This window comes from Rhizobium leucaenae USDA 9039 (genome assembly GCF_000426285.1).
Taxonomy (GTDB): Bacteria; Pseudomonadota; Alphaproteobacteria; order Rhizobiales; family Rhizobiaceae; genus Rhizobium; species Rhizobium leucaenae.
Genome location: NZ_AUFB01000001.1, coordinates 50,841 through 75,648, shown reverse-complemented (window position 1 = coordinate 75,648; position 24,808 = coordinate 50,841). Strand labels below are relative to the sequence as shown.

General features: G+C 60.0%; 23 protein-coding genes. 13 read left to right on the top strand and 10 right to left on the bottom strand.

Features of this window, described 5'->3' with window-relative positions:
- Window positions 1–25: 25 nt before the first annotated feature.
- A complete protein-coding gene (locus tag K290_RS0100340; RefSeq protein ID WP_028750028.1) occupies window positions 26–1,165 on the bottom strand; it encodes a sugar ABC transporter substrate-binding protein in 1,140 nt (379 codons plus the stop codon).
- Between the two features lie 218 nt (window positions 1,166–1,383).
- Here K290_RS0100340 and K290_RS0100335 point away from each other — a divergent pair, with 218 nt between their 5' ends.
- From K290_RS0100335 to K290_RS0100295, 9 genes are all read left to right on the top strand, one after another.
- On the top strand, window positions 1,384–2,388 hold the full coding sequence (locus K290_RS0100335) for a LacI family DNA-binding transcriptional regulator (RefSeq protein ID WP_028750027.1): 1,005 nt from the start codon (window positions 1,384–1,386) through the stop codon (window positions 2,386–2,388).
- A gap of 277 nt (window positions 2,389–2,665) precedes the next feature.
- Window positions 2,666–3,409, top strand: coding sequence for a FadR/GntR family transcriptional regulator (locus K290_RS0100330; RefSeq protein WP_028750026.1), 744 nt, complete (start codon window positions 2,666–2,668; stop codon window positions 3,407–3,409).
- A complete protein-coding gene (locus K290_RS0100325; RefSeq protein WP_028750025.1) occupies window positions 3,393–4,976 on the top strand; it encodes an ABC transporter substrate-binding protein in 1,584 nt (527 codons plus the stop codon). Before K290_RS0100330 ends, K290_RS0100325 begins: the two co-directional genes overlap by 17 nt.
- Window positions 4,977–5,037: 61 nt before the next feature.
- The gene (locus K290_RS0100320; RefSeq protein WP_028750024.1) at window positions 5,038–5,997 is read left to right on the top strand and encodes an ABC transporter permease; all 960 of its coding nucleotides are present in this window, start codon (window positions 5,038–5,040) and stop codon (window positions 5,995–5,997) included.
- Between the two features lie 2 nt (window positions 5,998–5,999).
- Window positions 6,000–6,878: an ABC transporter permease gene (locus K290_RS0100315; protein ID WP_028750023.1), complete on the top strand. Its 879-nt coding sequence runs from the start codon at window positions 6,000–6,002 to the stop codon at window positions 6,876–6,878.
- 18 nt (window positions 6,879–6,896) lie between these two features.
- Window positions 6,897–7,814, top strand: coding sequence for a dihydrodipicolinate synthase family protein (locus tag K290_RS0100310; protein WP_028750022.1), 918 nt, complete (start codon window positions 6,897–6,899; stop codon window positions 7,812–7,814).
- Between the two features lie 8 nt (window positions 7,815–7,822).
- Window positions 7,823–8,839 carry an ABC transporter ATP-binding protein gene (locus K290_RS0100305; RefSeq protein ID WP_028750021.1) on the top strand — a complete coding sequence of 339 codons (1,017 nt, stop codon included), beginning with the start codon at window positions 7,823–7,825 and terminating at the stop codon, window positions 8,837–8,839.
- Window positions 8,840–9,793, top strand: coding sequence for an ABC transporter ATP-binding protein (locus tag K290_RS0100300; RefSeq protein ID WP_028750020.1), 954 nt, complete (start codon window positions 8,840–8,842; stop codon window positions 9,791–9,793). It abuts the gene before it with no gap.
- Between the two features lie 10 nt (window positions 9,794–9,803).
- Window positions 9,804–10,736, top strand: coding sequence for a dihydrodipicolinate synthase family protein (locus K290_RS0100295; protein WP_028750019.1), 933 nt, complete (start codon window positions 9,804–9,806; stop codon window positions 10,734–10,736).
- A gap of 17 nt (window positions 10,737–10,753) precedes the next feature.
- Here K290_RS0100295 and K290_RS0100290 read toward each other — a convergent pair whose 3' ends face one another.
- The 7 genes from K290_RS0100290 to K290_RS0100260 all read right to left on the bottom strand — a co-directional run bounded on the left by K290_RS0100290 (window position 10,754) and on the right by K290_RS0100260 (window position 18,764).
- Window positions 10,754–12,388 carry an FGGY-family carbohydrate kinase gene (locus tag K290_RS0100290; RefSeq protein ID WP_028750018.1) on the bottom strand — a complete coding sequence of 545 codons (1,635 nt, stop codon included), beginning with the start codon at window positions 12,386–12,388 and terminating at the stop codon, window positions 10,754–10,756.
- Between the two features lie 2 nt (window positions 12,389–12,390).
- A complete protein-coding gene (locus K290_RS0100285; protein WP_028750017.1) occupies window positions 12,391–13,119 on the bottom strand; it encodes an SDR family oxidoreductase in 729 nt (242 codons plus the stop codon).
- 24 nt (window positions 13,120–13,143) lie between these two features.
- A complete protein-coding gene (locus tag K290_RS0100280; protein ID WP_028750016.1) occupies window positions 13,144–14,394 on the bottom strand; it encodes a sugar ABC transporter permease in 1,251 nt (416 codons plus the stop codon).
- Window positions 14,391–15,212 carry an ATP-binding cassette domain-containing protein gene (locus K290_RS0100275; RefSeq protein ID WP_028750015.1) on the bottom strand — a complete coding sequence of 274 codons (822 nt, stop codon included), beginning with the start codon at window positions 15,210–15,212 and terminating at the stop codon, window positions 14,391–14,393. The genes K290_RS0100280 and K290_RS0100275 overlap by 4 nt, the downstream gene beginning before the upstream one ends.
- Window positions 15,213–15,304: 92 nt before the next feature.
- A complete protein-coding gene (locus K290_RS0100270; protein WP_028750014.1) occupies window positions 15,305–16,390 on the bottom strand; it encodes an ABC transporter substrate-binding protein in 1,086 nt (361 codons plus the stop codon).
- Between the two features lie 212 nt (window positions 16,391–16,602).
- Window positions 16,603–17,487, bottom strand: a complete 885-nt coding sequence (locus K290_RS0100265) for an AraC family transcriptional regulator (RefSeq protein WP_028750013.1) — start codon at window positions 17,485–17,487, stop codon at window positions 16,603–16,605.
- Between the two features lie 251 nt (window positions 17,488–17,738).
- A complete protein-coding gene (locus K290_RS0100260; RefSeq protein ID WP_037134587.1) occupies window positions 17,739–18,764 on the bottom strand; it encodes a helix-turn-helix domain-containing protein in 1,026 nt (341 codons plus the stop codon).
- 268 nt (window positions 18,765–19,032) lie between these two features.
- On the opposite strand from K290_RS0100260, the gene K290_RS0100255 reads away from it, so the two are divergent.
- Genes K290_RS0100255 through K290_RS0100240 form a run of 4 tightly spaced genes read left to right on the top strand, consistent with a single transcriptional unit; the run spans window position 19,033 to window position 23,089 of the window.
- On the top strand, window positions 19,033–20,007 hold the full coding sequence (locus K290_RS0100255) for an efflux RND transporter periplasmic adaptor subunit (protein ID WP_245276439.1): 975 nt from the start codon (window positions 19,033–19,035) through the stop codon (window positions 20,005–20,007).
- A 10-nt stretch (window positions 20,008–20,017) separates the two neighbouring features.
- The gene (locus tag K290_RS0100250; protein ID WP_028750010.1) at window positions 20,018–20,728 is read left to right on the top strand and encodes an ABC transporter ATP-binding protein; all 711 of its coding nucleotides are present in this window, start codon (window positions 20,018–20,020) and stop codon (window positions 20,726–20,728) included.
- Between the two features lie 2 nt (window positions 20,729–20,730).
- Complete coding sequence (locus K290_RS0100245) at window positions 20,731–21,885, top strand: ABC transporter permease (protein ID WP_245276438.1); 1,155 nt, start codon at window positions 20,731–20,733, stop codon at window positions 21,883–21,885.
- Window positions 21,886–21,889: 4 nt separating this feature from the next.
- On the top strand, window positions 21,890–23,089 hold the full coding sequence (locus K290_RS0100240) for an ABC transporter permease (RefSeq protein WP_028750008.1): 1,200 nt from the start codon (window positions 21,890–21,892) through the stop codon (window positions 23,087–23,089).
- 25 nt (window positions 23,090–23,114) lie between these two features.
- Here the strand turns inward: K290_RS0100240 and K290_RS0100235 are convergent, their stop codons facing one another.
- Both K290_RS0100235 and K290_RS0100230 read right to left on the bottom strand, forming a co-directional pair.
- Window positions 23,115–23,648, bottom strand: coding sequence for an NUDIX hydrolase (locus K290_RS0100235; protein ID WP_028750007.1), 534 nt, complete (start codon window positions 23,646–23,648; stop codon window positions 23,115–23,117).
- Between the two features lie 4 nt (window positions 23,649–23,652).
- A complete protein-coding gene (locus tag K290_RS0100230) occupies window positions 23,653–24,666 on the bottom strand; it encodes a LacI family DNA-binding transcriptional regulator (RefSeq protein WP_028750006.1) in 1,014 nt (337 codons plus the stop codon).
- Window positions 24,667–24,808: the final 142 nt, after the last annotated feature.

Here is a 24,808-nt window from a genome sequence, read left to right as displayed (position 1 = left end):
AGTCAAGCGTCGGAATCAAAGGCAATTATTGATTTTCCTTAGTCTGACCCATGATCTCCTGAGCGGTGAAATTGATGCCGCAGGTTGGGAAGGAGTTGCCGACGAAGAAATTATCGGACTGCTTGGGATAATAATCCTGGCCTTCCTTGAAATTCGGATCTTCGACGAGAGCTGTCGGGAGCTTTACGGCCTGCGGTATGACCTGACCTTCCAGAGCGGCGATCGCGGTTTTGATAGCAACTGCGACTTGGGCGGGTCCGGTACCCGCGGACGCACATTTCAGGCCGTCACCCGAATGCGCTGCGCAAAGCTTGCGAAAGCCATTTTCCGTCTCGCCGCCGAAAGGCACGAAGGGATGCTTGGCATCCATCATCGCTTGTACTACACCGGTATCGCCACCCTGCGCGGTGATACCGTCGAAGGGACCGTTGGTCGCGATCGCGTCGGCAGTCGCCTTCTGCGCAACGCCGTCGTCCCATTTGCCGACAACTTCCGTTACATTGAACTTCTTGCCGGACGCATCCAGCGTCTCCTTGATGCCGTTGTGCCGATCGGTATCGACGGAGGTACCGGCTACCCCTCGCACCTCGAGAACCTTGCCGCCATTGGGCATGTGTTTCACAAGCCAATCGGCCCAGATGACACCGAGACCCTTTTGGTCGACATTGACGTTGATGGCGTCCTTGGTATCGAGGGTGTTGTCGAAAGCAACCAGGATGACACCGGCCTGCTTGGCGCGTTTGATGACGGGGCCGAATGCGGTCGGGTTCTGTGCATCCACGACGATCGCATCATAGCCGGCATCGATGAAATTGTTGATTGCCGATATCTGTGCGGGAACATCTTCTCCCGTCGACACGACTTTGAATTCCTTCAGCTTAGATGCAACATCGGGTTGCGCGGCATAGGCCTTGGCCGTCTGCACCATCTGAATGCGCCAGGTATTGGCGATATAGCCGTTGGCAAGCGCGATCCGATAGGGACCTTCTTTTTTCGGGAATTGCAGAAACTGCGTATCGGCTGCCCAGGGTGTCATGCATTTCGGATCGCCCGCAGGGCCGGATACGACTTTTGGTTCTGCATAGGCTACGCCACTCAGCAGCGCAATGAACGGTACGGAAAACACGGCGATCCGAGCGGATCTTACTTTGATAGCTTTCAGCATAGAAGTCCTCCTCCTCGGGCGAATTGCATCGCCCCTTCTTTTTTGATCGGCATGATTGATTCCGGAAAGGCTCCATCCCATCCTTTCCCGAACTTTTGGAAGCGTAACATGGTTGACAGCGCTGTCAAATTCTAATTGCTAGCGCTGTCAACTATGAAGTATTTATAGATATTCTTATTCTGGAGAATTCGAATTCAACAACATGTGAACGATACTTGATGCGCCGAATAACCTTGGATGATGTGGCAAACCTAGCTGGCGTCAGCCCCATCACCGTATCCCGCGTTCTAAGGAAGCCCGGGGCGGTGTCGGAGGGATTGCGCCTGCGCGTCCATGCGGCGGTAAACGAACTCGGTTATGTACCGAATGTCGCAGCGAGCAGGCTTGCCTCGTCGCGTACCCACACGATCGGCGTGATCGTCCCGACCCTCTATAACGTGATCTTTGCCGAATATCTTTTTGCGCTGCACGAGGTTCTGATCGACGCCGGTTTTCAGGTATTGGTCGTCAACAGCCGCTATTCCGAAAACGAGGAAGAAAATGCGATCAAAGCGCTGCTGGGGCAAAGGGTCGAAGCGATCATCATCGCCGGCATTCACCACACGGCGCTTTCCAGGCAGCTTCTTATTCAGGCAAACCTGCCGGTCGTCGAAACCTTCGAACTTTCCGAGGAGCCGATAAATCTCAACATCGGCATGTCCCAGGAACATGCCGGTTACACGGCAACCCGCCATCTCATCGCGCGCGGCTTTCGTCGGATTGCGTTCCTTACCGGCAATCTCGACCATCGCGCCCAGTCGCGCTTCGACGGCTATCACAAAGCGATGCGAGAAGCCGACATGCCAAGCTTGGAAATCATCGCTCAGAAGCCGCGGCACAGTTCGGTGGCACTCGGATCGGAACTCTTTGCCACGGCACATGAACGCGGCAATGTTCCCGAAGCCATATTCTGCACCGATGACAATCTCGCTCTCGGCGCGATGCAGGAATGCCGAAAGCGGGGCCTACGCGTGCCCGACGACATATCGATCATCGGTTTTCACGATCTCGAATTTGCGGCTTGCGTTTCCCCGTCGCTCTCCTCCATCGCAACACGCCGCTACGAAACCGGAAAACTGGCCGCGGAGAAGGTTCTTGCGGCGCTGGAAGCCGCCGCCAAGCCTAATACTGAGCAGACGGATCTTGGGTTTGAACTTTTGGCCCGCGAGAGCACCAGCGCCTGAAGATCATTTTGCGCCACGGACAGCGCAGCAGTCATCGATCCGGAAATCCAAGCGGCATAGCAGAAGACTATCGCCTCAGCCGAAGGACGCGGCCCACCGGGTTATCGGCGCCCCTGTTTATTGTCATTGTCAGACCCAAAAAGAGTTCGCCCCAGGGCGTTGATCTAGCCGACGGCGAAGGTTCTCACTGTATCAATCGGTCTGTTTATTTGACATATATCCTACAAGTGGATATGTTAGCTTTCGCCTTGATTGACATGTTGGAAAGACGCCGGAGATGGCCTTGAAATCGATGAAGCCCCTGAACCGCGCTCCCCTGCTGCACGTTTCGGTTCAGGAGAGTTTGCGGGCCTATATCGATGAAAACGGTCTGGCGCCTGGCACGCTTCTGCGCGCGGAGGGAGAGCTGGCGACACAGCTCGGCGTCAGCCGGAATTCCCTGCGCGAGGGGATAAAGGCGCTGGAATCGCTTGGCGTGCTGGAGACGAGGCGCGGAGTCGGCATTTTCGTGAAGGCTTTTTCCTTCGAGCCGCTGCTCGACAATCTTGCCTATGGGCTCGGCGGCGCGCTGCGGCAGATCGAGGAGGTCCTTGAGATCCGCCGGACGCTGGAAGTGGGATTGATCGGCAAGACGATAGAGATGATCGGCGAGGATGACATCGCCGAACTGCGCGGCACGGTCAACAGGATGCGCGTCCATGCCGAGCGCGGAGAAACCTTCGCCGAAGACGATCAGCTCTTTCACCGGCTGCTCTTTCGCTGCCAACACAATGAAACACTGGTGCGACTGATCGATGTCTTCTGGCTCGCTTTCTACAAGGCGTCCGATTTCGTCAACCTGGAGAACCTCGACCCGATGGCGACCTGGCGTGATCACGCCGCGATCGTGGATGCGGTGGAAGCAAAAGATCTGGAGGAGGCGCGCAGGCGCCTGGATCGCCACTACGACGGCATTGCCCGGGTGATTGCCAATAACAAAACAAGTTCAAATGTGGGAGGAACACATGAGAGGACCGTTTAGCTTATCCGTCATCGCGCTTGCCGCCATGCTGTCGACGACCGCAATTCCGGCCTTTGTCGGCCAGACGCAGGCGGCGACCCTTTCCGGTGGCTTCGATGTCGGCCCGGGCGGCTTCCAGGGCAATTTCAATCCGCTTGCTGCAACCGCCGGATTTACCTGGCTCAGCATCTACTACGAACCGCTCGTCATCTATGACGAGAAGCTGCAGAAAGTCGTCGGCGAGCTCGCGAGCTCCTACGAGGTGAGCCCGGATCAGAAGACCTACACGTTCAAACTGGCGGATGCCAAATGGCATGATGGCCAGGCATTTGCGGCCAAGGACGCCAAATTCACCATCGGCCTTGCAATGAACGCCAAGACCGGCTCGGTGCTCGCCGCCAGGCTGCAGAGCATCGCATCCGTCGAGACACCGGACGAGCACACGGTCATCATCAAGCTCAGCGCGCCGACCGGCAGCCTTCTCGACACCATGACCAAGGTCATGATGCTGCCGGAGCATGCCCTGTCCTCGATACCGGCCGATCAGTTGGCGAAGAGCACATGGTGGTCGACCACGCCGATCGGCACGGGACCGTTCAAGTTCACGAAATACGTGTCCGATCAATATGTCGAGCTCGCGGCCAACACCGAATATCGCGGCGGCAAGCCTGCGCTCGAACGCGTCATCAACCGCTATTTTGCCAATCCGGCTGCGGCGATCGCGGCTCTGAGATCCGGCGAAATCCAGTTCACCTATGTCGACTCCAACGACGTGCCGACCTTCAAGGACGACAAGAACTTCAAGGTTATCGAAGGCGATTCCTTCGTCGTCAACTATCTCGGCTTCAACCAGGAATCCCCGATCTGGAAGGATGTGCGCGTCCGCAAGGCGGTGATGTACGCACTCAATCGCGATGCCATCATCAAGAGCCTTTATGGCGGCGCGGCCAAGCCTGCCAATTGCGCCTATGTCGCCGAGCAATTGATACCGAAGGGCATGGACGACTACGCTTACGACCCTGCAAAGGCCAAGCAGTTGCTGACGGAAGCGGGATGGGACCAGATCAACGGCAGCAAGCCGATCACGCTGCTGACCTATTACACGACGCCGCTTGCGACCAACGTTCTGGCTGCCGTCCAAGCCATGCTCGCCCAGGTGGGCATCAACGTCGTGCCGCGCGCAGTCGATGCGCCGACCTATAACAGCATCGTGCTCAATTCGAAGCCGGATGTCGCACAGTTCCAGATGGTCTATGCTGGGCTTCAGAACGGACCCGATGCCGGAAGCATCAATGTCGGGCTGAATGAAAGCCAGATCCCGCCGGCCGGAGCGAACGTCGTTCGGGCGCGCATGCCGGATCTGAGCGCGGCGCTCAACGCCGCACTTGCCGAGACAGACAGCTCCAAGCGCGACGGCCGCTACCAGGACGTCTGCAAGGTCATGAATACGGAACTGCCCTGGGCAACGCTCTGGGTGGCAAAGCGCTACGGCATCGTCTCGTCCAAGATGAAGGATTTCGTCTGGACGCCGGCGCCAGGCGGCGGGCCTTATCAGGCCGACCCGCAGAAATGGTCGATCGCCGAATAAGGCGTTCGCTTCCAGGAAGCCTTGAGGGTGGCTTCGGCCACCCTGACAGGACGGATTTGCGATGCTTCGATACAGCCTTCGACGCCTGATGATAGGGATAGGCATGCTCATCGCCCTGAGCATGCTGATCTTCCTGCTCTTGCGCCTGACGCCCGGCGATCCGATCGATGCCTATATCGATCCGAACGTCCCCATGTCGCCGGCCGACCTTGCCAATCTGCGCAGGAGCTTGGGCCTCGACCAGCCCTTGCCGCTGCAATATTTCGGATGGCTGGAGAACGCGCTCACGGGCAATCTCGGCTATTCGATTAAGCGTCTCGACCAGCCGGTTCTCGGTCTCGTACTGTCGCGGATCGGACCGACCTTGCTCCTCATGGGTTCGGCGCTGGTGATTGCCATTATTGCCGGCATCGCCGTCGGCGTTTTCAGCGCCGTTCGCCGCAATTCGCTCGCCGATCTATCCTTCTCGGTGTTCGCGCTCGCCGGAATTTCCAGCCCCGCATTCCTCAGCGCCCTTATCGGACTCTATATCTTCTCCGTTCGCCTGCATTGGATGCCCTCCGGCGGCATGCTGACGCCGGGCGAGGAATTTTCGATCGGTGATCTCATTCATCACCTGATCCTGCCCGCCGCGCTGTTGTCCATCGCCCAGGCGGCATTGATCACGCGATATATGCGCGCTTCTCTGCTCGAGGTTCTCAACCAGGATTATGTGCGTACGGCCCGCGCCAAAGGCGTGAAGGAGTTCTGGGTCGTCACCAAGCATGCGCTTCGCAATGCCCTCCTTCCCATCGTCACCCTCGTCGGTTCGACCATCGGGCTTGCGATCGGCGGCGCCATCTTCATCGAGAGCGTCTTCAACTGGCCGGGCATGGGTCTGCTTCTCGTCAATGCCGTGGAGACGCGCGACTACCCGGTGATCATGGGGGCGACGCTCATCATCGGCATCTGCGTCATCGTCGTTAATCTCCTGACCGACATCACCTATGCGGTGGTCGATCCGCGCATCAAGGTAGGTTGACGATGTTTTCTCGCTCCACCTCCCGCCGCAGCCCTGGGCCGCTTGCCCGCGCATTCGAACGCTTTCTGCTCAACCGCGCCGCCGTCGCCGGCATTTGCGTCGCCGTACCGATGCTGTTGCTGATCTTGTCCTATCCGCTGTGGTGGACGTTCCAGCCGAACGATATCGATCTGCTCGCCATGAACAGCGGCCCGACGGCTACGCACTGGTTCGGAACCGACGGCGTCGGCCGCGACGTCTTCGCCCGTGTTCTGGAAGGCGGGCGGATTTCGCTGCTCGTCGCTGCCGCATCAACTGTCCTCTCGGCGATCATCGGCTTCCTTTTCGGCGCCATCTCCGCGCTGGCAGGGCGATGGGCCGATGCCGTCTCGATGCGCTTCGTCGATCTGGTGATGACTCTGCCGCCCGTCATCTTCCTGCTGGTGCTCGCATCGATCGCCGGCACTGGCATCTGGCCGACGGTGCTTGTCATCTCCCTGCTCTCCTGGCCGCTTCTTGCCCGTATGGTTCGTTCTCGGCTTCTCGAACTGCGCGAGCGTGACTTCGTCATGGCCTCGCGCGGCATGGGCGCCGGCATCGGGCATCTGCTGTTTCGCCACGGCCTGCCGAACGCGATCGACATTCTCGTGGTCTACGCGACGCTGCAGATCGCCAATGCCATCCTGCTGGAGGCCGGCCTGTCCTTCCTCGGTCTCGGTATTGCCCCGCCTGCGGCAAGCTGGGGCAACATGCTCAATGCCGCCCGCTCGACCGCCGTTCTCGAACAATATCCCTGGCAATGGCTCTTCCCCGGCGGAGCGCTGATCCTTGCCGTGCTTGCAATCAACTTCATCGGCGATGGCCTCAGAGATGCCTTCGACCCTCGTGCCGAACTGAACTGACAATCGAAAGAAAGCAAAATGACCAAATTCAAGGGTGTCGTTCCCCCCGTCATAACCCCGCTCAATCCGGATCTCACTGTCGACTATCCGTCGTACACCCGTGTTCTCGAACATCTGATCGATGCCGGCTGCCATGGCGTGTTCGTGCTCGGCTCGACGAGCGAGGTGGTCTTTCATGACGACAAGACGCGGCGCGAGATCATCGAACATTCGGCCAAGGTGGTAAACGGCCGCGTACCGCTGATCGTCGGCGCTATCGATCCGACGACCGATCGCGTTATCGCGCATTCGAAAGTCGCGAGAGCCGCGGGCGCCGACGCGGTGGTTGTAACGGCACCCTTTTACACGGTTACCAGCCAATCCGAGATCATCGATCATTTCCGCTATATCAAAGATGCGGTGGACGTTCCGGTAGTCGCCTACGACATTCCCGTCTGCGTTCATGTGAAGCTTCACCGGCAGACCGTCGTGACGCTCGCCAAGGAAGGCACCATCATCGGCCTGAAGGATTCGAGCGGCGATGACGGCAATTTCCGCTATGCGCTGCTCGATCTAGCAGAACGTAAGGACGTCTTTCTGATGACCGGCTCTGAGATCGTCGTCGACAATGCCTTGCTGATGGGCGCGCACGGCGTTGTTCCGGGCATCGCCAACGTCGATCCGCACGGCTACGTGCGCCTCTGGGATGCGGCCCAGCGCGGCGATTGGGCGGCGGCGAAAAAGGAGCAGGAGCGCCTTTGCCGGCTCTTCGAAATTGTTTGGGTCGCCCAGGGCCGCGTCAGCGGCGGCGCATCGGGCATCGGCGCGTTCAAGGCCGCCATGCGCAGCCTCGGGATCATCGATACCGCCGTCATGCCGCGGCCGCGCGCGGCGCTGAACGAGGCCGAAACGGTGCGGATCGATGACATCCTGCGCGCAACCGGCCTGCTGAACTGAGGCGCGTAATGGAGCTGACCGCCGATCCCATTCTCGACATCAGGGGCCTGCGAACGATCTTCCGCGTTCGCGGCAGCGAGATCACGGCCGTCAATGATATCGATCTGACCGTTGCCGGCGGCGAGACCCTGGCGCTCGTCGGCGAATCCGGCTCCGGCAAGTCGGTGACCAGCCTTTCCGTCATGCGTTTGCTCACCCACAACATCGGGAAGATCGCCGCGGGCAGCATCCGCCTGAAGAGCAAGAACGGAGCCGTCCGCAATCTGGTCTCTCTCGATGACGAAGAGATGCGCCGGATCAGGGGCGATGATATCGGCATGGTGTTTCAGGAGCCGATGTCGAGCCTCAATCCCGTCTTCACGATCGGCGACCAGATATCGGAACCGATCCGCATCCATCGCGGAGCGGATCGGAAAGCGGCGGCGAATGCGGCGGTCCGGCTCCTCGAAAGCGTCGGCATTCCGGATGCGAAGCAGCGCGCCGGCCAATATCCGCATGAGCTGTCGGGCGGCATGCGCCAGAGGGCAACGATCGCCATGGCTCTCGCCTGCGATCCGACATTGCTGATTGCCGATGAACCGACAACGGCCCTCGATGTGACAATCCAGGCGCAAATTCTCGATCTGTTCCTCAGGCTGCAGCGCGAGCGCGGCATGGCCATGCTGTTTATCACGCATAATCTCGGCGTCGTTGCCGAGATCGCCCATCGCGTTGCGGTTATGTATGCGGGGCGCATCGTCGAAGAGGGACCGGTCTGCGAGGTCTTCAGCAATCCGCACCACCCCTATACGATGGGCCTCCTCGCCTCCATGCCGCGTCTCGGCGATGCCGCGCGCATGAAACAGGCCGGCGAAAAGCTCGCCGCCATCCCAGGCGTGGTCCCGAGCCTGATGAACATGCCGGCAGGTTGCGCATTTTCCCCGCGCTGCAAATTCGCGATCGATGCCTGCCGCGCAGCCGTTCCGGCGCTCGAAGAGGTCAATCCGCAGCACCGCAGCCGCTGCATAAGATGGCGGGAGATATAGATGAGCGCGCCATTGCTGTCCGTTCGCGATCTTGAGAAACACTATACGTCTCGAGGTGCCAAGCTGAACATTCTTCAGGGCATCTCTTTCGATATAGGCAAGGGCGAGGTCGTCGGACTTGTCGGGGAATCCGGCAGCGGAAAAACCACAATCGGACGCTCGGTCTTGCGCCTCGTGGAGCCCTCGGCAGGCAGCGTCCGCTTCGATGGCGTGGAACTAACAACGCTTTCCGCCTCTGCTCTCAGACGAACCCGACCGCGGATGCAGTATATTTTTCAGGATCCCTTCGCCAGCCTCTCGCCGCGCATGACGATCGGCGAGATCCTGACGGAAGGGCTGAAGATCCAGCGTATCGGAACCGGCAAGGAGAGGCTGGAGCGGGCGCGTTCCGCCCTCGCCCAGGTCGATCTGCCCGCCGACGCGATCAACCGCTATGCACACGAATTTTCGGGCGGCCAACGCCAGCGTATCGGCATCGCCCGCGCCTTGACCTTGTCGCCCGAATTCGTCGTGGCCGACGAGCCTGTCTCCGCACTCGACGTCTCGATCCAGGCGCAGATCATCAATCTGCTGCGCGACTTGCAGATGCGCCTCGGCCTGACCATGCTCTTCATTTCGCACGATCTGGCCGTCGTCGAATATATCTGCGATCGGGTGATCGTGCTCTATCTCGGCCGCATCATGGAAATCGCGCCGAGTGCCGATCTCTACGCGACGCCGCAGCACCCCTATACGCGTGCGCTGCTGTCGGCGATTCCGTCGATCGATCCCAATGTTCGGAGCGACCGCCAGATTCTCAGAGGCGACATACCGAGCCCGGCCAATCCGCCGAGCGGCTGCGTCTTCCGAACGCGCTGTCCGCATGCATTGGACGCCTGCGGGAAGGCGGTTCCGGAGCTGAGAGAGATCGAACCGGGCCGCTTCAAAGCCTGCATTCGCGATGATCTGAACTGAGAGACGTAAAGTGACAGCAAATAAGCGGCATGCCATCGCCGGCAATTGGGCAACTCTTCTCCTGCCGATCGGGGCGGACGACGATATCGAATTCGCAAAGCTTGGCGAGGAGATCGACATCCTGATCGCGGCCGGTGTCCACGGCATCTATTCGAACGGCACGGCGGGGGAATTTCATAGCCAAACGGAAGACGAGTTCGACCGCATTCAATCGATGTTGGCCGAACAGTGCGCAGCGGCCGGCATAAACTTCGTCATCGGCGCATGCCAACCGGATGCCCGCATCATGCTGGAGCGGGTTCGCCGTTCGGCGCTCTTAAAACCGTTGGCAATCCAGGTCATCCTGCCCGACTGGTGGCCTGTGACGGACGAGGAAGCGATCGATTTTCTGAAACGGACCGTCGATGCCGCAAACGGCATCCCGCTGATCCTCTACAATCCGCCGCACGCCAAACGTGTCCTGACGCCGGAAGAACTGGGCAGAATTTGCGCGGCGGCGCCAGGCGTGATCGGTGCGAAGGTGGCTGACGGCAACAAGCAATGGTATGCGGAAGCACGCCAGCATCTTTCGGCGCTCTCAATCTTTGTTCCAGGTCATCATTTTGCAACCGGCATTAAGGAGGACGTTGCGGCGGGATCCTTTTCCAACGTCTGCTGTCTGAGCCCCCGAGGCGCGCAGATGTGGACCGCATCGATGCGGGAAGATATTGATGCCGCACTCGCTTTGGAGCGCCGGATTTGCGAATTCATGGAAACGCACATCGTTCCGTATCGCCAGCGGTTTGGTTACTCGAACGCCGCGCTCGACAAACTCCTCTGCGCCATCGGCAACTGGGGACCTGTCGGCACCCGCCTGCGCTGGCCTTACCGCTCGATCGACATGAGCGAGGCGGTCCGGCTCCGGGACATCGCGCGAACGGAACTCAGCGAACTTTTTGCTTAATCGGGCCCAGTGCTCCCTCACCCACCCACGGCCGCGAACCGACGGATTTCCCGGTCAGCGGACTGCAGCAGCTCGAAAGCGCGGTAACGCCGCTCATGCAGCGATCCGATAGTGCCACCGGCGGGAGAGAAGGTTGCCGAGAGGCTCGACATTGCCTTCATCGCTTCCAGTAGTGAATGATATCGTCCTGCCGCAACGGCCCCGAGCATCGCCGCGCCCAACAATACCGGCTCATCGGTATTGGCGATCGCGACCGGGGCATTCGTTGCATCGGCCAATAGCTGCCGCACGAGATTGCTTTGTGCAGCCCCGCCGCTCGCAACGATCGTGCCGATCTCGATGCCGTCTCGTGACAACGTTTCCAATAACTGCCTGAGGCCATAGCCGATACCGCAGAGACCCGCGATATAGAGCGAAATCAGATCGGCGATCTCGATCTCAAGTCCGATGCCGGCGATGACTGCGCGGGCATCAGGATCGGCATGCGGTGACCTGTTTCCGAGAAATTCCGGAACAACATGGATCGACCTTGCAAGCTCGACCGCGCGCGTCAAGTCGGGAGACAATTCAGTGGCCTTACGGTCAAGCCATGCGACGAGAGAGACACCCTCCATCTCTGCTTTCGCGCGGGCTTCGGCAGATGCGGGATGCATCGTAACCAGATGATCGATCGCGGCTCCAGCGGCCGACTGACCGCCTTCCGTCAGCCACAGCCCCGGTATCATTGCCGAGTAATATGGTCCCCACACACCCCCGACAAAAATGGGATTGTCGCTCGAGGCCATCGAGCAGGCCGATGTGCCGAAGACATAGGCAAGCCTGCTTTGCACTTTCGATCCACTATCCGCACCATCCCCTCCGAGCGTGCCGACGCCACCTGCGTGGGCATCGATCAGCGCCGCTCCGACCGAGGTTCCGATCGGCAATCCCAGATCGAGGGCGGCCGCCTCGGTCAGGCCGTTCGCCAGTGCCGTACCCGGCTCGACGATGTCCGTGCCGATTCTCGAAAAGCCTTCCGCCGCCAGCTCTTCCAGGCCGACAGCCTTGAAATACGCCGCATCCCAGCGTTTCTCATGGGCAAGATATGTCCACTTGCAGGTGACCGTGCAGACCGACCGGCTCAGTGAGCCGGTCGCACGCCAGGTCAGATAATCCGCAAGGTCGAAGAAGTGATCGGCAGCGCCAAAGGATCGCGGCAGGTTGCGCTTCAGCCACAGAAGCTTCGGCGTTTCCATCTCGGGCGAAATACTGCCTCCGACGTAACGCAGAACTCCGTGATTGCCGCTGTTGATTTCAGCCGCCTCGCCGGCAGCGCGATGATCCATCCAGACGATGATATTGCGATCCGGATCTCCGCACGGACCGACGGCCACCGGCGCACCGTCAGCTTTGACGACGACGAGAGAACAGGTCGCGTCGAAACCCACTCCAGCGATGGACGTGGCCGTGATTCCGGCCGACGCGATGGCTTCCTTGACGCTGCCGCAAACCGCTTTCCAAATCTGTTCGCTGGATTGCTCGACGATGCTGCCGGCCTCGTGCCAGATCCTGATGGGGCGTTTTGCCGAAGCCAGCAGATTGCCATTCTCAGTGAAGACACCCGCCCGGGCGCTGCCTGTACCGACGTCGACACCGATGAAATATTGCGTCATCTTCAGAGGTCCGTGCTGTTCGGCAGGATGACGAGATCACGGATCGTGACATTGCGCGGTCTGGACAGCATGAACAACACCGCTTCCGCCACCTCCGTCGCCTCCATCAATCCGCCCGCCGCGATCGTTTCGTCAAGCTTTGCTTTCGGCCAGTCGCTGATTAGCGCCGTCACCACCGGGCCTGGCGCAACCGCGCCAACGCGAATGCCATGTTTTGAGACCTGCCGTCGCACCGTGTGGACGAAAGCCTGCACCGCATGCTTGGAAGCCGTGTAGATCGGCTCCCAAACGACTGGAACCAGGCCGGCGATGGAACTGGTGACGATGATATCGCCGGTCTTCCTCTCCACCATGTGGGGCAACACCGCCCGGACCGATCTAAACGCCGCATTGATGTTCAGGTTCAGCATCCGGTCCCAGGCGTCTGGATCCCCGTCGACGACCTCACCGCCGATGTAAGAGCCGGCATTGGCGTGAAAGATGTCGAGCTTTCCGAATCTTTCCAGTATCTGCGGCATCATCGTCGCGACGCTGGCGGGATCGGTCAAATCGATAACCAGCGGAAAAGCCTTCGGACCAAGTTCGGAACACAGGTTCCTTAGAGATTCCTCGGCTCTGTCGACGAGGGCGACGCTGACGCCCTCCTGCAATAGTGATTTGGCGCATTCAAGACCGATCCCCGAGGCGGCCCCGGTAATCGCTGCAACCTTTCCAAAAAGTTCCTGTCTCATATCATTCCTTACTTGGTCGTTGTATCAGGCCCGGCCATGCGAAACTCGCGACCGGCGTGCCAGGGAGTCGACGATGACGGCAATGGCGAGGACTGCGCCGGTGATCATGTAGCGAAGGGCCGAGGACAGATCGAGCATCGTCAGCCCGCTCGCGATCGACTGGATGACGATGATGCCGAGCAGCGCCGAATACGCGCTGCCGCGGCCACCGAAGAGGCTCGTTCCACCGATGACGGCGGCGGCGATCGCATTCAGATTGACATCGCCCGTGCCAGCCTGTTGGCTCGCCGATGCGAGACGCGCCGCCGCGAGCACGCCGCCGAGTGCTGCAAACATTGCACAGAGAACAAAGGCGCTCGTGTAGATGCGCCGAACGTTGATGCCCGCACGGCGCGCCGCTTCACGGTTGCCGCCGACCGCTGCCATCGAGCGGCCCCATTGGGTCCGCGTCAGCGCATAGTTCATCACGATGGCCAGTGCGACGAAGAGCGCGAACATCCACGGGATGCCGCGATCCTGGTTGAGATAAAAGGCGACGAATTCGAGCGCGACGGTGATCGCAACGGCGCGCGCCACGAGGCCGCCGATAGACCGCGAGGAGAGATTGGCCTCGCGGCGGCGGAGAGCCGCGCGATAGCCCGAAACCAGCATGACGATGCCGGGGAGCAGTGCAAAGACATAGGAGAGCGGCCGCGGGATGACCATGAGCTGGCCGAAATTCACGATAGCCGACCCGTAGGGCAGGTTGATCGAGCCTGTGGCGCCAAGCAGATAAAGCTGCATGCCGAGCACCGCCAGTAGGCCTGCCAGCGTCGAAACGAAGCTCGGCATTCCCAGCCGGTTGAAAAGCAATGCGTAAAGCGATCCGATCAATCCGCCGACGAGGAGTGCGGCGATAACCGCAACGGCGACCGGCCAGCCCTCGTTGACCCAGAGCATGCCGACCATGGCAGAGGCAAAGCCGCTGATCGAGCCAACGGAAAGATCGATTTCGCCGACCATCAGCACGCAGACGATTCCGAGCGAAATGACGCCGACCGTCGATGCGTCGAACAGGAGGTTTGCAAGGTTGTTGCTCGAAAGAAACGTCGGGTTGAGGGTGCCGAAGACGGTCCAGATGATGATCAGGCCAACGACCACCGGCAGCGAGCCGAGATCGCCCGAGCGCACCTTGTCGATCGACGAACGGATCGTGCCGCTAAGACCGGCATCGTGCTTGACGCGAATATCGCTGCGGTCGAGGAGCGTTCCCGCTTGTTTGATGTCGCTGGTCATATCTGACCCTCCTGCCCTATTTGCTGCTGCGCCTGACGGCGCCCGGCGCGGCGCGAAACTGCATTTTCGCTGGCGCCGGTAATGGCACTGACCAAGTCCTGATTGGACGCATCGGGATAGAAAATTCCGTTATTCCGGCCGAGCCGCAACACGACGATGCGATCCGCCACGGCCCGGACGTCTTCCATATTGTGGCTGATCATGACGACCCCGAGCCCGCGGTCGCGGACGCGCTCGATGAGGTTCAGAACTTCGGCCGTCTGAGCGACGCCGAGAGCCGCCGTAGGTTCATCGAGCAGGATGAGTTTCGGCTCAAGAAGCAGCGACCGCGCGATCGCCACCGTCTGTCGCTGCCCGCCGGAGAGCGATGCAATGGGAATGCGGACACTTGGAATGCGGGCCGAAAGCTCATTCAGCAGCGTCCAGGCGCGGACCTCCATCGCGGTCTCGTCAAGTTTCAGGGGGCTGAGTTCCCGCCCGAGAAAGATATTGGCGACGACATCCAGGTTTTCACACAGCGCCAGATCCTGGAAAACCGTGGCGATGCCCAGATGCAGGGCGGTGCTCGGATCGCTCAGCGTCACCTTCGAGCCGCGAAAGGTGATCGTGCCTGCGCTCGGCTGGTGAACGCCGGCGAGAATCTTGACGAGCGTCGACTTGCCGGCGCCGTTGTCTCCGACGAGAGCGACGACTTCGCCCGCATGCACGTCGAGATCGATGTCGGTCAGCGCCGACACCGCGCCGAAATGTTTGGAGACGCCGCGCAGGCTGAGCACCAACTCGCCTGTGGCGGCTGTTTGGTCGGAAGCATCAGTCATATGTCGCGAGCCTTTCTAAATGAATGGGGAGGATAAGTTCCCGGTTCCCCGGCCGCCCTCGAGCGGCCGGGGCAACTGGCGGGAGGAGGTAGTCACTTCGTGATGCCGAGCTTCTTGCAGCCTTCCGCATAGCGATCGCCGCAGAGCTGGTCTGCCGTCTGGATCGGCTTGCCGTTGACCTGCTTGTCGATGATCTCGGCCTTCAGATTCTCCGAGGTAACGAGCGCCGGCACGAAGAGTTGCGTCGGCGTATCGAAGAGCTTCGTATCAGCCTTCGGCGCTTCGCCCGACAGCAACTGGATCGCGACATTTGCCGCTGCCGCAGCAACGATCTCGCTCGGCTTGGAGATCGTATTGTACTGGTCGCCGGCAATGATGAGCTGCAGGCCGGCGATCGTCGCATCGTTGCCGGTAACGGGCGGCACCGGATCGATACCGGCCGCCTTAAAGGCTGCAACGGCTGCGCCGCCGGTGCCGTCATTGGCGGCAACAACGCCCAGGATCTTCTTGCCGAAGCGGGTGATCTGGCCGCTTGCCCATTGCTGTGCCTTCGGCGGTGCCCATTCCGGCGTGTCGAATTCGGCAAGCACCGGATAACCGCCGTCGGCGAGACCGGCATGAATGCCCTTCTTGATCAGGCCGGCTGCCGCATCGGTCGGCGAACCGTTGATTTCCAGAAGGCCACCGTCACCAGCCTTTACGTTTTTCGCCTTCAGATGATCGACCAGCGACTTGGCGATCATCTTGCCGATTTCCTCGTTGTTGAAGGATACATAGTAGTCTGCCACCGCCGACGGGATCGGACGGTCATAGGCGATGACCTTTACGCCTTGACTCTGCGCCATCTTGACGAGCGACGCCGCTGCCGTGGAGTCGACCGGATCGAGCACGATTGCCTTCGCGCCTTGAGAAATCGCGGAGTTGAACTGCTGCTGCTGACGCGAAGCGTCACCATTTGCGTTCTGATAGATCACCTTGCAGCCGGCGCAAAGCTTCTTCATCTCCGCCTGGAAACCCGGATAGTCATGCTCTTCATAGCGCGTCGAGCTCTGGTCGGGCATCAGGAAAGCAACCGTCGCGTCCGTCACTTTCGCGGACTGTGCGAATGCGGATGTGCCAGCGAGAAGGCCGATGGCGAGTGTTGCAGCGCCTGCCAGTTTCAATGCGAATTGGGTCATTGGAATTCCTCCGCTCCAAATGATCGTTGTTTTGATAATGCCTCAAGCTCATGTGCTGAGCTCGACGCCTGTTCCGTAGTGCAGCCTTTAAAGCAGACCCTGCGGCGATGCTTGTTGAGGCTGACATGCGGACAAGTGTTCCCGTGCGGGCAATTCTCATGCCCGCTCCATCTTGCCCCGATTGTCTGGTCTCTCCTCCCGGTCCTCCTTTTTTAGGCGGCCTCCACCGCTCTTACGTTCTGTGCCAGCAATGTTCTGAAGCGGGAGGGCGCCATGCCCTTCTGATCCAGAAAACGACGATTGAAGTTCGAGATATTGTTGAAGCCGGCAGCAAAGCAGATGTCGGTTATCGACAATTCGGCTTTGCTCATCAGCAGATGGCAGGCGAAGTTGATCCGCAGCCGATTGACATACTGGACGAGCGCCATGCCGGTATGCCGGCGGAAGCTGCGCGAAAACGCACTCGGGCTCTGGCCGGTCAATTCTGCAAGGTCGGCTTCGCTGAAAGGCTCCGTCAGATGCGTGTTGATGTAGGCCAATGCCTGGTTGACCCCGGCCGACATGAATCCTGAAGGATCGGGATGATAACGTGTACTGGAGAGAGTGCAGGCATTCTCAGCGCTGCTCAATGCATTCAGCACATTCATGAAAAGCTCGATGCGGCGAATTCCCTTGGCTTCGACGAGTTCACCGAGGATCGGCCCGACGAGCGCTGCCGTTTCCGGCGTGAACAGCACGCCGCGGCGGCTCATCTCAAGGATGTCGATGCATCCGGAAAGCTCGGGAAAAACTCTGTTTGCGTCGGCAAAAAAGGACTCGGAGAACTGAAGGACCCGACAGCGCAGCGGCAGACAGGTACCCGGCGGCACGTCGCTCACCCAGTTGTGCGGCAGGTTCGGGCCTGTGAGCACAAGGTTTCCCGGTTCGAATTCGCCAATGAAATCGCCGACGAAATATTGTCCGGTCGTCGCGACAACATGGTGGATTTCATATTCGGGATGGAAATGCCAGCGGACGGTGCGGTAGGGATAGCCATGTTCCCATGCCTTGAAGGACTCGGCACTGCCGATCGCGACCACTTCCAAATCTGGATTCATGTCGTCCTCCTGCCTGCCCGCCGTCGAGTGTTTCCCGACCGGCACCTCCTCCCAGAGGCCATTGTACTTTTCCAACGATCCGACTTTACGCGCCGACCTTCATCCCCGCTACTACGCCATGAACGCCGGACTGATACTTTTTTGACAATTCTGTGCCGATTTGTTGTCCGATCGCACAGGAGCAGAGGCAGCCATTCGCAATGGATAGTTGCTGATCTATGGCTTTTGTCTCCCCAGACAAGGCTTGGGTGCTAAGCGGGACTTACAGAAAAAGCGCACTTCTCGCGCCAGGCGACAGGCGTCATGTCTGTGACACGGCGGAACTCGCGATTGAAATTCGATTTGGTCTGGAAGCCGGCCTCCAGCATGATCTCGGTTACCGATCGGTCCGTTTCGGCGAGCAGGCGGCAAGCCTCGGCGATGCGGTAATCATTGACATATTGCGAAACGTTCTTGGCCGTGATCCGGTTGATGGCAGTCGAGATGCGCCGCGACGGTATCCCCGCTTTGCGGGCCAGACGTTCAAGGCTGAGATTGGCGTCGCGGTACAGCTTTTTTTCCTGCATCAGCTCATGGATCCTGGCAATCGTATCCTTGTCCTCGGCTGGGTCGTATGGAGGCGCGATCTCCAAGGTTTCGACCGGCGTGGAGTTCCGGCTGGCCGCGGCGGCTGCAATGCCGAGCATGAACAGGCCGAGAAGATTGGCAATGCTGAGGATCATGCCGGTATGCTCGCCATGATTCCTTTCGAAATCGAACAGCACAAGTGCATCGACCATCGCCGAAAAGCACAATGCTGCGGCGGCGAAGACGAGTGCCCGATGGGCCGGTTGCGCCGCTTCGAAGGGCGCAAGGCGCAGCACATCCGGACCGGACCGAACAAGCCAGAGCAATGCGAGGGCATAGGCCAAGTAAATCAGGATCATCGCGATATCGATCGCCTCGGGCCAGACGGCGACTAGCACGGCGATGACCACAGCGGGAAAGCAGTAGAATGTCAGAAGGACAGGCCAGCGGCGGCGGCTGTCTGCGCCCAGCCTGCGAACGCCGGCATAAACAAGCGGCGGCATAATCGTCGCAAAGGCGAGCGTCAGATGACCGATAACTTGCAAGCCATAGCCCCAACGCAGTCCGACGAAAACCGACTGCAGGGCACAAACTAGAAGCAGGATGAGGAAGGGACGGTTTGCTGCCAGTTCATCATCCCGTCGCGCCACTGCCAGAAACATCAGCAGAAGCAGGAGAGCAACAACGAACGGCAGCGGCACGAACAGCATGAGACCCTTCCCGTGGGGCAACCATATTTGCCGCCACTATGGCCTGACTCGCGGCTCCCGGCGATCCAGATCGCGATCCGAGACGTGCTGAATCATGATCGAGGTCGCACCAGACGCCTCAGCGGCGGACATTGACGCCGTAAACGTCTGGAGACCTGCCATGAATGCTGAAGCGAATATCGCGACCCGGCTTCGATCACTATCGATCGATCGGGTTGAGCCATCTCCCCGCGCCTCGCTCCCCAGCGTCCGTTTGCGGAGGCTCGGTATGATGCTGGCAGGCATTGCCGCAGCATTGGCAGCAATGGCTTATTTTATGTCCACGCCGTCCGCCAATGCCCTGTGGAAAGCCCTTGCCTCAGGAACCGTATCCGCGCCGGCAAAGGAAGCCTCGCCATCTTCACAAAGCAAAGCCCCCACCATCCAAGAGCCTGCAAAAACTTTGTCTCAGGCCATTCTCGGTTCCGGCTATGTCGTTGCCGGACGAATGATAGCCCTGCGGCCGGAGATCGGCGGCCGGGTCGTCGATCTGCCGCTGGATGTCGGCGATCATTTCATAGCGGGGCAGGTCGTTGCACGTCTTGATTCGACGATGGATGAGATCGAGCTGAGGATTGCCAGATCCCAGGCCGCCGCTGCAGCGGCTGCAAAGCACCGGGTCGAGGCCTCGTTGCAGCAAGCCCGCAAGACCCTTGAGCGCACCAAACTCCTTATCGAGCGCGGCGCTGCCGCAACCAGCAGCCTCGATGCCGATAGCCTTGCTGTCGTACAGTTGACCAGCGATCTCGATGTTGCGCGGCAGACGGCAGAGACCGCGCGGCTGCAGGTGGAGAAGCACGAAAGCACCTTGTCGCTCCACCAGATTGTCGCGCCCTTCGGCGGCGTGGTCGTCTCTCGGCTGGCGAGCCTCGGAGATACGGTTGCCTCGGGAACGGATGGTGGCGGGCCGCGAGACGGGATCGCGATCCTTCTCGACCCGACCTCCATGACCATCGACGCCGATATCGCGCAGTCCAATGCCGGGCGGCTACAGCCCGGCCAGACGGCCGTCGCCATCCCCGATGCCTTTCCGAACCGGCCGTTCAAAATGCGGGTGCGGACGATCGTGCCAGCGGCTTCGTTGCAGAAAGGCACCGTGACCGCCCGGCTGGAATTCCTGACACCGCCCTCCCGGGTACTGCCGAACATGGCCGCAAAGGTCACTTTGGACGCTCCGGACCTTCAAGCAAACCTGAACAAATGAGGATTTTGAGATGGATGAGAGTGCATCCAGGACCAAAGACGACAGCATTTCGATCGAGCATGTGCGCAAGGACTACCGGATCGGAAAGAGCACCGTGACGATCTTTTCGGAGCTGACCATGACAATCAGCAGCGGCGATTTCGTTGCAATCGTCGGCCCTTCCGGCTCCGGCAAATCCACGCTTCTGAACCTCATCGGCGGTATCGATCGCCCCGATGCCGGCGATATCAATTTCGGACATGCGCGCATCAGCCGAATGAGCGAAAGCGCCCTGACGAAATGGCGAGGCGCCAATATCGGCTTCGTGTTTCAGTTCTACAATCTGATGCCGATGCTGACGGCGGAGCAAAATATCGAGCTTCCGCTGCTGCTGACGAGCCTGACCCGGCGCCAGCGGCGCGAGCGGATCGAGACGATCCCGTCGCTTTTCGGCCTCAGCGACCGGCGCAAACATCTGCCGTCGGAGCTTTCGGGCGGCCAGCGGCAACGGGTGGGGATCGCCCGGGCGCTCGCAAGTGATCCGAAACTGCTGCTCTGCGACGAGCCGACCGGCGATCTCGATCGCGATTCCGCCGAAGAGGTGCTGACCATGCTGCGCATCCTCAATTCGGAGCTCGGCAAAACCATCGTCATGGTCACCCACGACGATGTGGCGGCGCGTTCCGCCAAACGAGTGCTGCGCCTGGACAAGGGGCGCTTTGTCGAACGGGAGGCTGCGTAACCATGATGGGCCACCTCACTCTCATTCGCCGAACCATGGCACGCAAACCGATGCGCAGCGCTCTGCTGATCGCGAGCATTGCCATCGCCTTTTTCATCCACCTCGTCCTGACGAGTTTCGAACACGGCTTTTTGGGCGGCGAGGTGGACTCGGAGCGGCTGATCGTAACTAACAAGGTCGGCGATGCCTCGCCTTTGCCGATCAGCTACTACGACAAGATCCTGGCCCTGCCTGGTGTCGCCGGAGCGACCTACATGGCGCGCAGCCGCGCGACCTACCGAATGCCGACGAATTTTCTTGGCCTGACGGCGGCGGAGGCCGGCAGTTTCGCGACCTTCATCGGCGATCAATACGATATTCCCGCCGACGCCCTCAGCCGCTTCGGCGAGGTTCGGAATGGGGCCATCGCCGGCCGGAGCATCGCAATGCAAGAGGGGTGGGTTCTTGGGCAGAAGATTACGCTAAATACCTCAAGCTTCTTCAAGGCCGACGGCAGTTCGGATTTCGAAGTCGAGATCGTCGGCATATTAGATGGCAAAAAATCCGCCGACACCCATTTCGTGATGGCGCGCTACGACTACATCAATTCCGAGCGCAGTACCCACCGCGACACCGTCAGCAGCTTCGGCATTGTGCCGAAGAACGGTGTTCGCGCCGACGATGTCATCAAAGCTGTCGACACTCTCTTTGCCAATTCCGCCTACGAGACCCGGACGCGGACGGAAGCCGAGTTCATGAGGGCCTTCATCGCGCAGTTTGCGGATATCGCCACCATCGTGCGCCTGGTGGTCGGCGTGGCATTCGTGACCATCCTGATGATCGTCGCCAATACCATGTTCTTCGCTATCCGCGAGCGGACGAGGGAAATCGGCGTGCTAAAGGTCATCGGCTTTTCGCGGCGCTTCATCCTCTGCAATATCCTCGCCGAGACGTTCGCCTTGTTTGCCCTAGGCCTCAGCCTCGGTCTCGGTTTTGCGTTTACGGCCGTGGTGTTTCTGCGGGAGCCGCTGCGCACGATCGTGCCGGATCTCGTGCTGACACCTCCGATCATTCTCCAGGCAATCGCCCTCGCCGTCCTGCTGGCTGTAGCGACGGGTGCGGCGCCGGCCTTTAATGCCATTCGCGTGCCGCCCAACGCCGCTTTGAGAGAAAGATAAGCCGATGAGCACGATCATTGATCAGTCCGTAGCTTTGATCCTATCCAATCTTAAGTCGCTCCGCCGCCGCATGTGGATTTCTCTTTCCCTCGTATTTTCCGTTGCGATGGTGGTCACGGTTCTGCTCGGCTTCCTGGCGATGTCGAACGGTTTCCGGACCTCCCTGCTGCAAGCCGGCTCGGCGGATATCGCCATTGCGCTTGGCAAAGGTGCTGCGACGGAGCTTGGCAGCCGGATCGAAGCGTCTCAGCTTCACTATCTCGATGACGCTGCCGGCATCGCGACCGATGCGGGGACTCCTGAGATGTCGGCGGAAATGGTCGTACCGGTGGATGTGCCGGAAAAGGCCGGCGGATTGCTTTCCGCGCTGTCTTTGCGTGGAATTGGCCCCTTCGGGCTCAACCTCCGTCCAAATGTGAGAATTGTGCACGGCCGCATGTTCAGCCCCGGCACCAGCGAGATCGTCGTCGGACGGCGGCTGGCCCGTGATTACAAAGCATTAGAGATTGGCCAGCAGCTCACGTTCGGCACATCGAAATGGACAGTCGTCGGTATTTTCGACTCCGGCGGATCCGTCTTCGAATCCGAGATGCTGGCGGATATCGACGTGGTGCAGACGCTGTTCAACCGCCCCAATCTAGTCCAGAGCGTCAGGATCAAGCTCACCAACCCAGAGGCCTTGCCGGCTCTGCAGTCTGTGGCAGCAAATATGCCGCAGATTGGGCTGACACTGCGCTCCGAGCGGGATTATTTTGCGGGACTTGCAGAACGCACGTCGAAACTGATCCTTCTTTTCGGCTGGCCGCTGGCAGTAGTCATGGCCGCGGGCGCGGTGGTCGGCGCGATGACGACCATGTTCACGTCCGTGTCGGATCGGAGCACCGAGATCGCCACCGTGCGGGCAATTGGCTTCAGCCGGCGTGCCGCTTTTGCCGGGACATGGATCGAAGCGATGATCCTGACTTGTTTCGGATGCCTGGTCGGCGTCGGCTTTTCCTATGTCGTCCTCAACGGTTGGACCGCTTCAACGATGAGCGCTGATCACACTCAGATCGGCTTTCAACTGGTCTTGTCTCCCTCGCTGGTGATGAAGGCCGTTTGGCTGTCCCTGATCATCGGCGCTATCGGCGGCGCATTGCCGGCGCTGGCTGCAGCGCGCATTCCACTGCGGCTGGCGATGAGCGGACGAACGGGGGTTGGTTGATGCATGGGTGAAGCGTAGCCAAATGCTACTTCTTCCCTTTCGACCGCCGCAATTTTTGCTCCGCCGTCAGAAGCAGGCCCTTAAGTTCCGGTTCGCGCACGCGGCTTGCGGCTTCAGTGAAGGAGACCCATTCGCTGCGGCGTTGATCTCTTTCCGGAAAATTCTCGTAGGTTTTTTCGACCTCGAGCAGATGCAACTGCACGATACAGGGAACGCGGTTCCCCTCGGCGAGCTGCTTCAGGTAGGTGAAATAGCCGAACGGTTTCTTCTTGATCTTGCCGCTGACGCCGGCTTCCTCGAAAGCCTCGATTGAGGCCACTTCGTATGGCTTTTTCCCTTTTATCGGCCAGCCCTTGGGAACAACCCAGCGCCCGCTTTCGCGGCTGGTGACGACAAGCACTTCCGTTGTGCCAAGCTCCCGATTTCGCCGGTAGCAGATCGCCGCATATTGTTCGTAGATGGCACCGTGGAACAGCGCATCCGCGTAGGAAGCGAGATCGGACAGAAGTCTATCCGTTGTTCTGGAGGATTTCGTTTGGTTTGAGATCGAAGGCGCCATGCCGTCAGCCACCCCTGATCGAGCCGCGCCACACGAGATCGGCGTGAAGGCGGATGGCACGTGCCTGTCCTTCCGGCTTTGCGGCGTCGCTGCTTTCCAGCCATGAGACCGCCTCCCGCGCGATCGCAGCAAGCGGCTGGGCGAAGGTCGTCAGTTGATAAGAGGCCCAGGAGGCCTGTTCGATATCGTCGAAGCCGGCAACACAAAGTTGGTCGGGAACCCGGATGAAAAACTGATGGCGGGCAGCATCTATGAAGCCGCAGGCAAGGAGATCGGTTGCACAGAAAACGGCATCCGGCCGCTCGGCAAGCGTGAGAAGCCGCTGCGCCAGAATCCTGCCGCTCTCATAGTTTGTCCCCCCATGACGCGCGACGACGACCTCCAAGCCATGGGCCCTCGCGGCGGCGACGAAGCCGTTTTCCCTTGCCATGAGGCTTGGCGTACCGGCCTCCGAATTGGCGAAGGCGAGCCTTCGGCAGCCGGCGCGAAGGAAGGCCGTGACGACACGGCCGGCGGCCTCTTCGTCATCGAGATTGATCCGTAGAGGCCCGTTCTGCTCGTCGTCGCAGTTGATCAATACCAATCGCTGACCGTTTTTCAGGCAGAGTTGCGTGATCGATTTGTCAGGCATTCCCGAAAGAATGATCGAGGCATCGGCGCGGTAGCGGATCGCCTGGCGCAGCGCCAGGTCCACACTGCCATCCAAGAGATCGGTGTTGACGAGCATTGCAATCTTGCCGCTGTGCTGCAATTCCTGGGTCAGCGTCTTGATCAGGCCGGAGCGATGTGGCGTGGCCATGTCGGAGACGATCAGGCAGACGATGCCGCTTTCGTTGCGCATCAGCCCGCGAGCAAGATGATTGACGTGATAGCCGAGTGCCTCGGCTGCCTCGACCACTTTCTGGCGCGTCTCCGGCGATACGCTCGCTCCCGGTGTGAACGTGCGCGAAACGGCCGAGCGGGAGACACCCGCGCGGTCTGCCACCTCCTGGGCGCTCACGAACACTTTCTGCGACACGCTTCTCTCCTGCCGCCATGTAGTTTGCTGAGTTTTGCAATTGCGTGCATCATCCTGTGAGCCGCCGTCATGACAGTTTCATGAAGAAAGCTGTTGACGGATACATTGAGTTGTGCGGCATTTGCACGCGCTTGCAAAATGA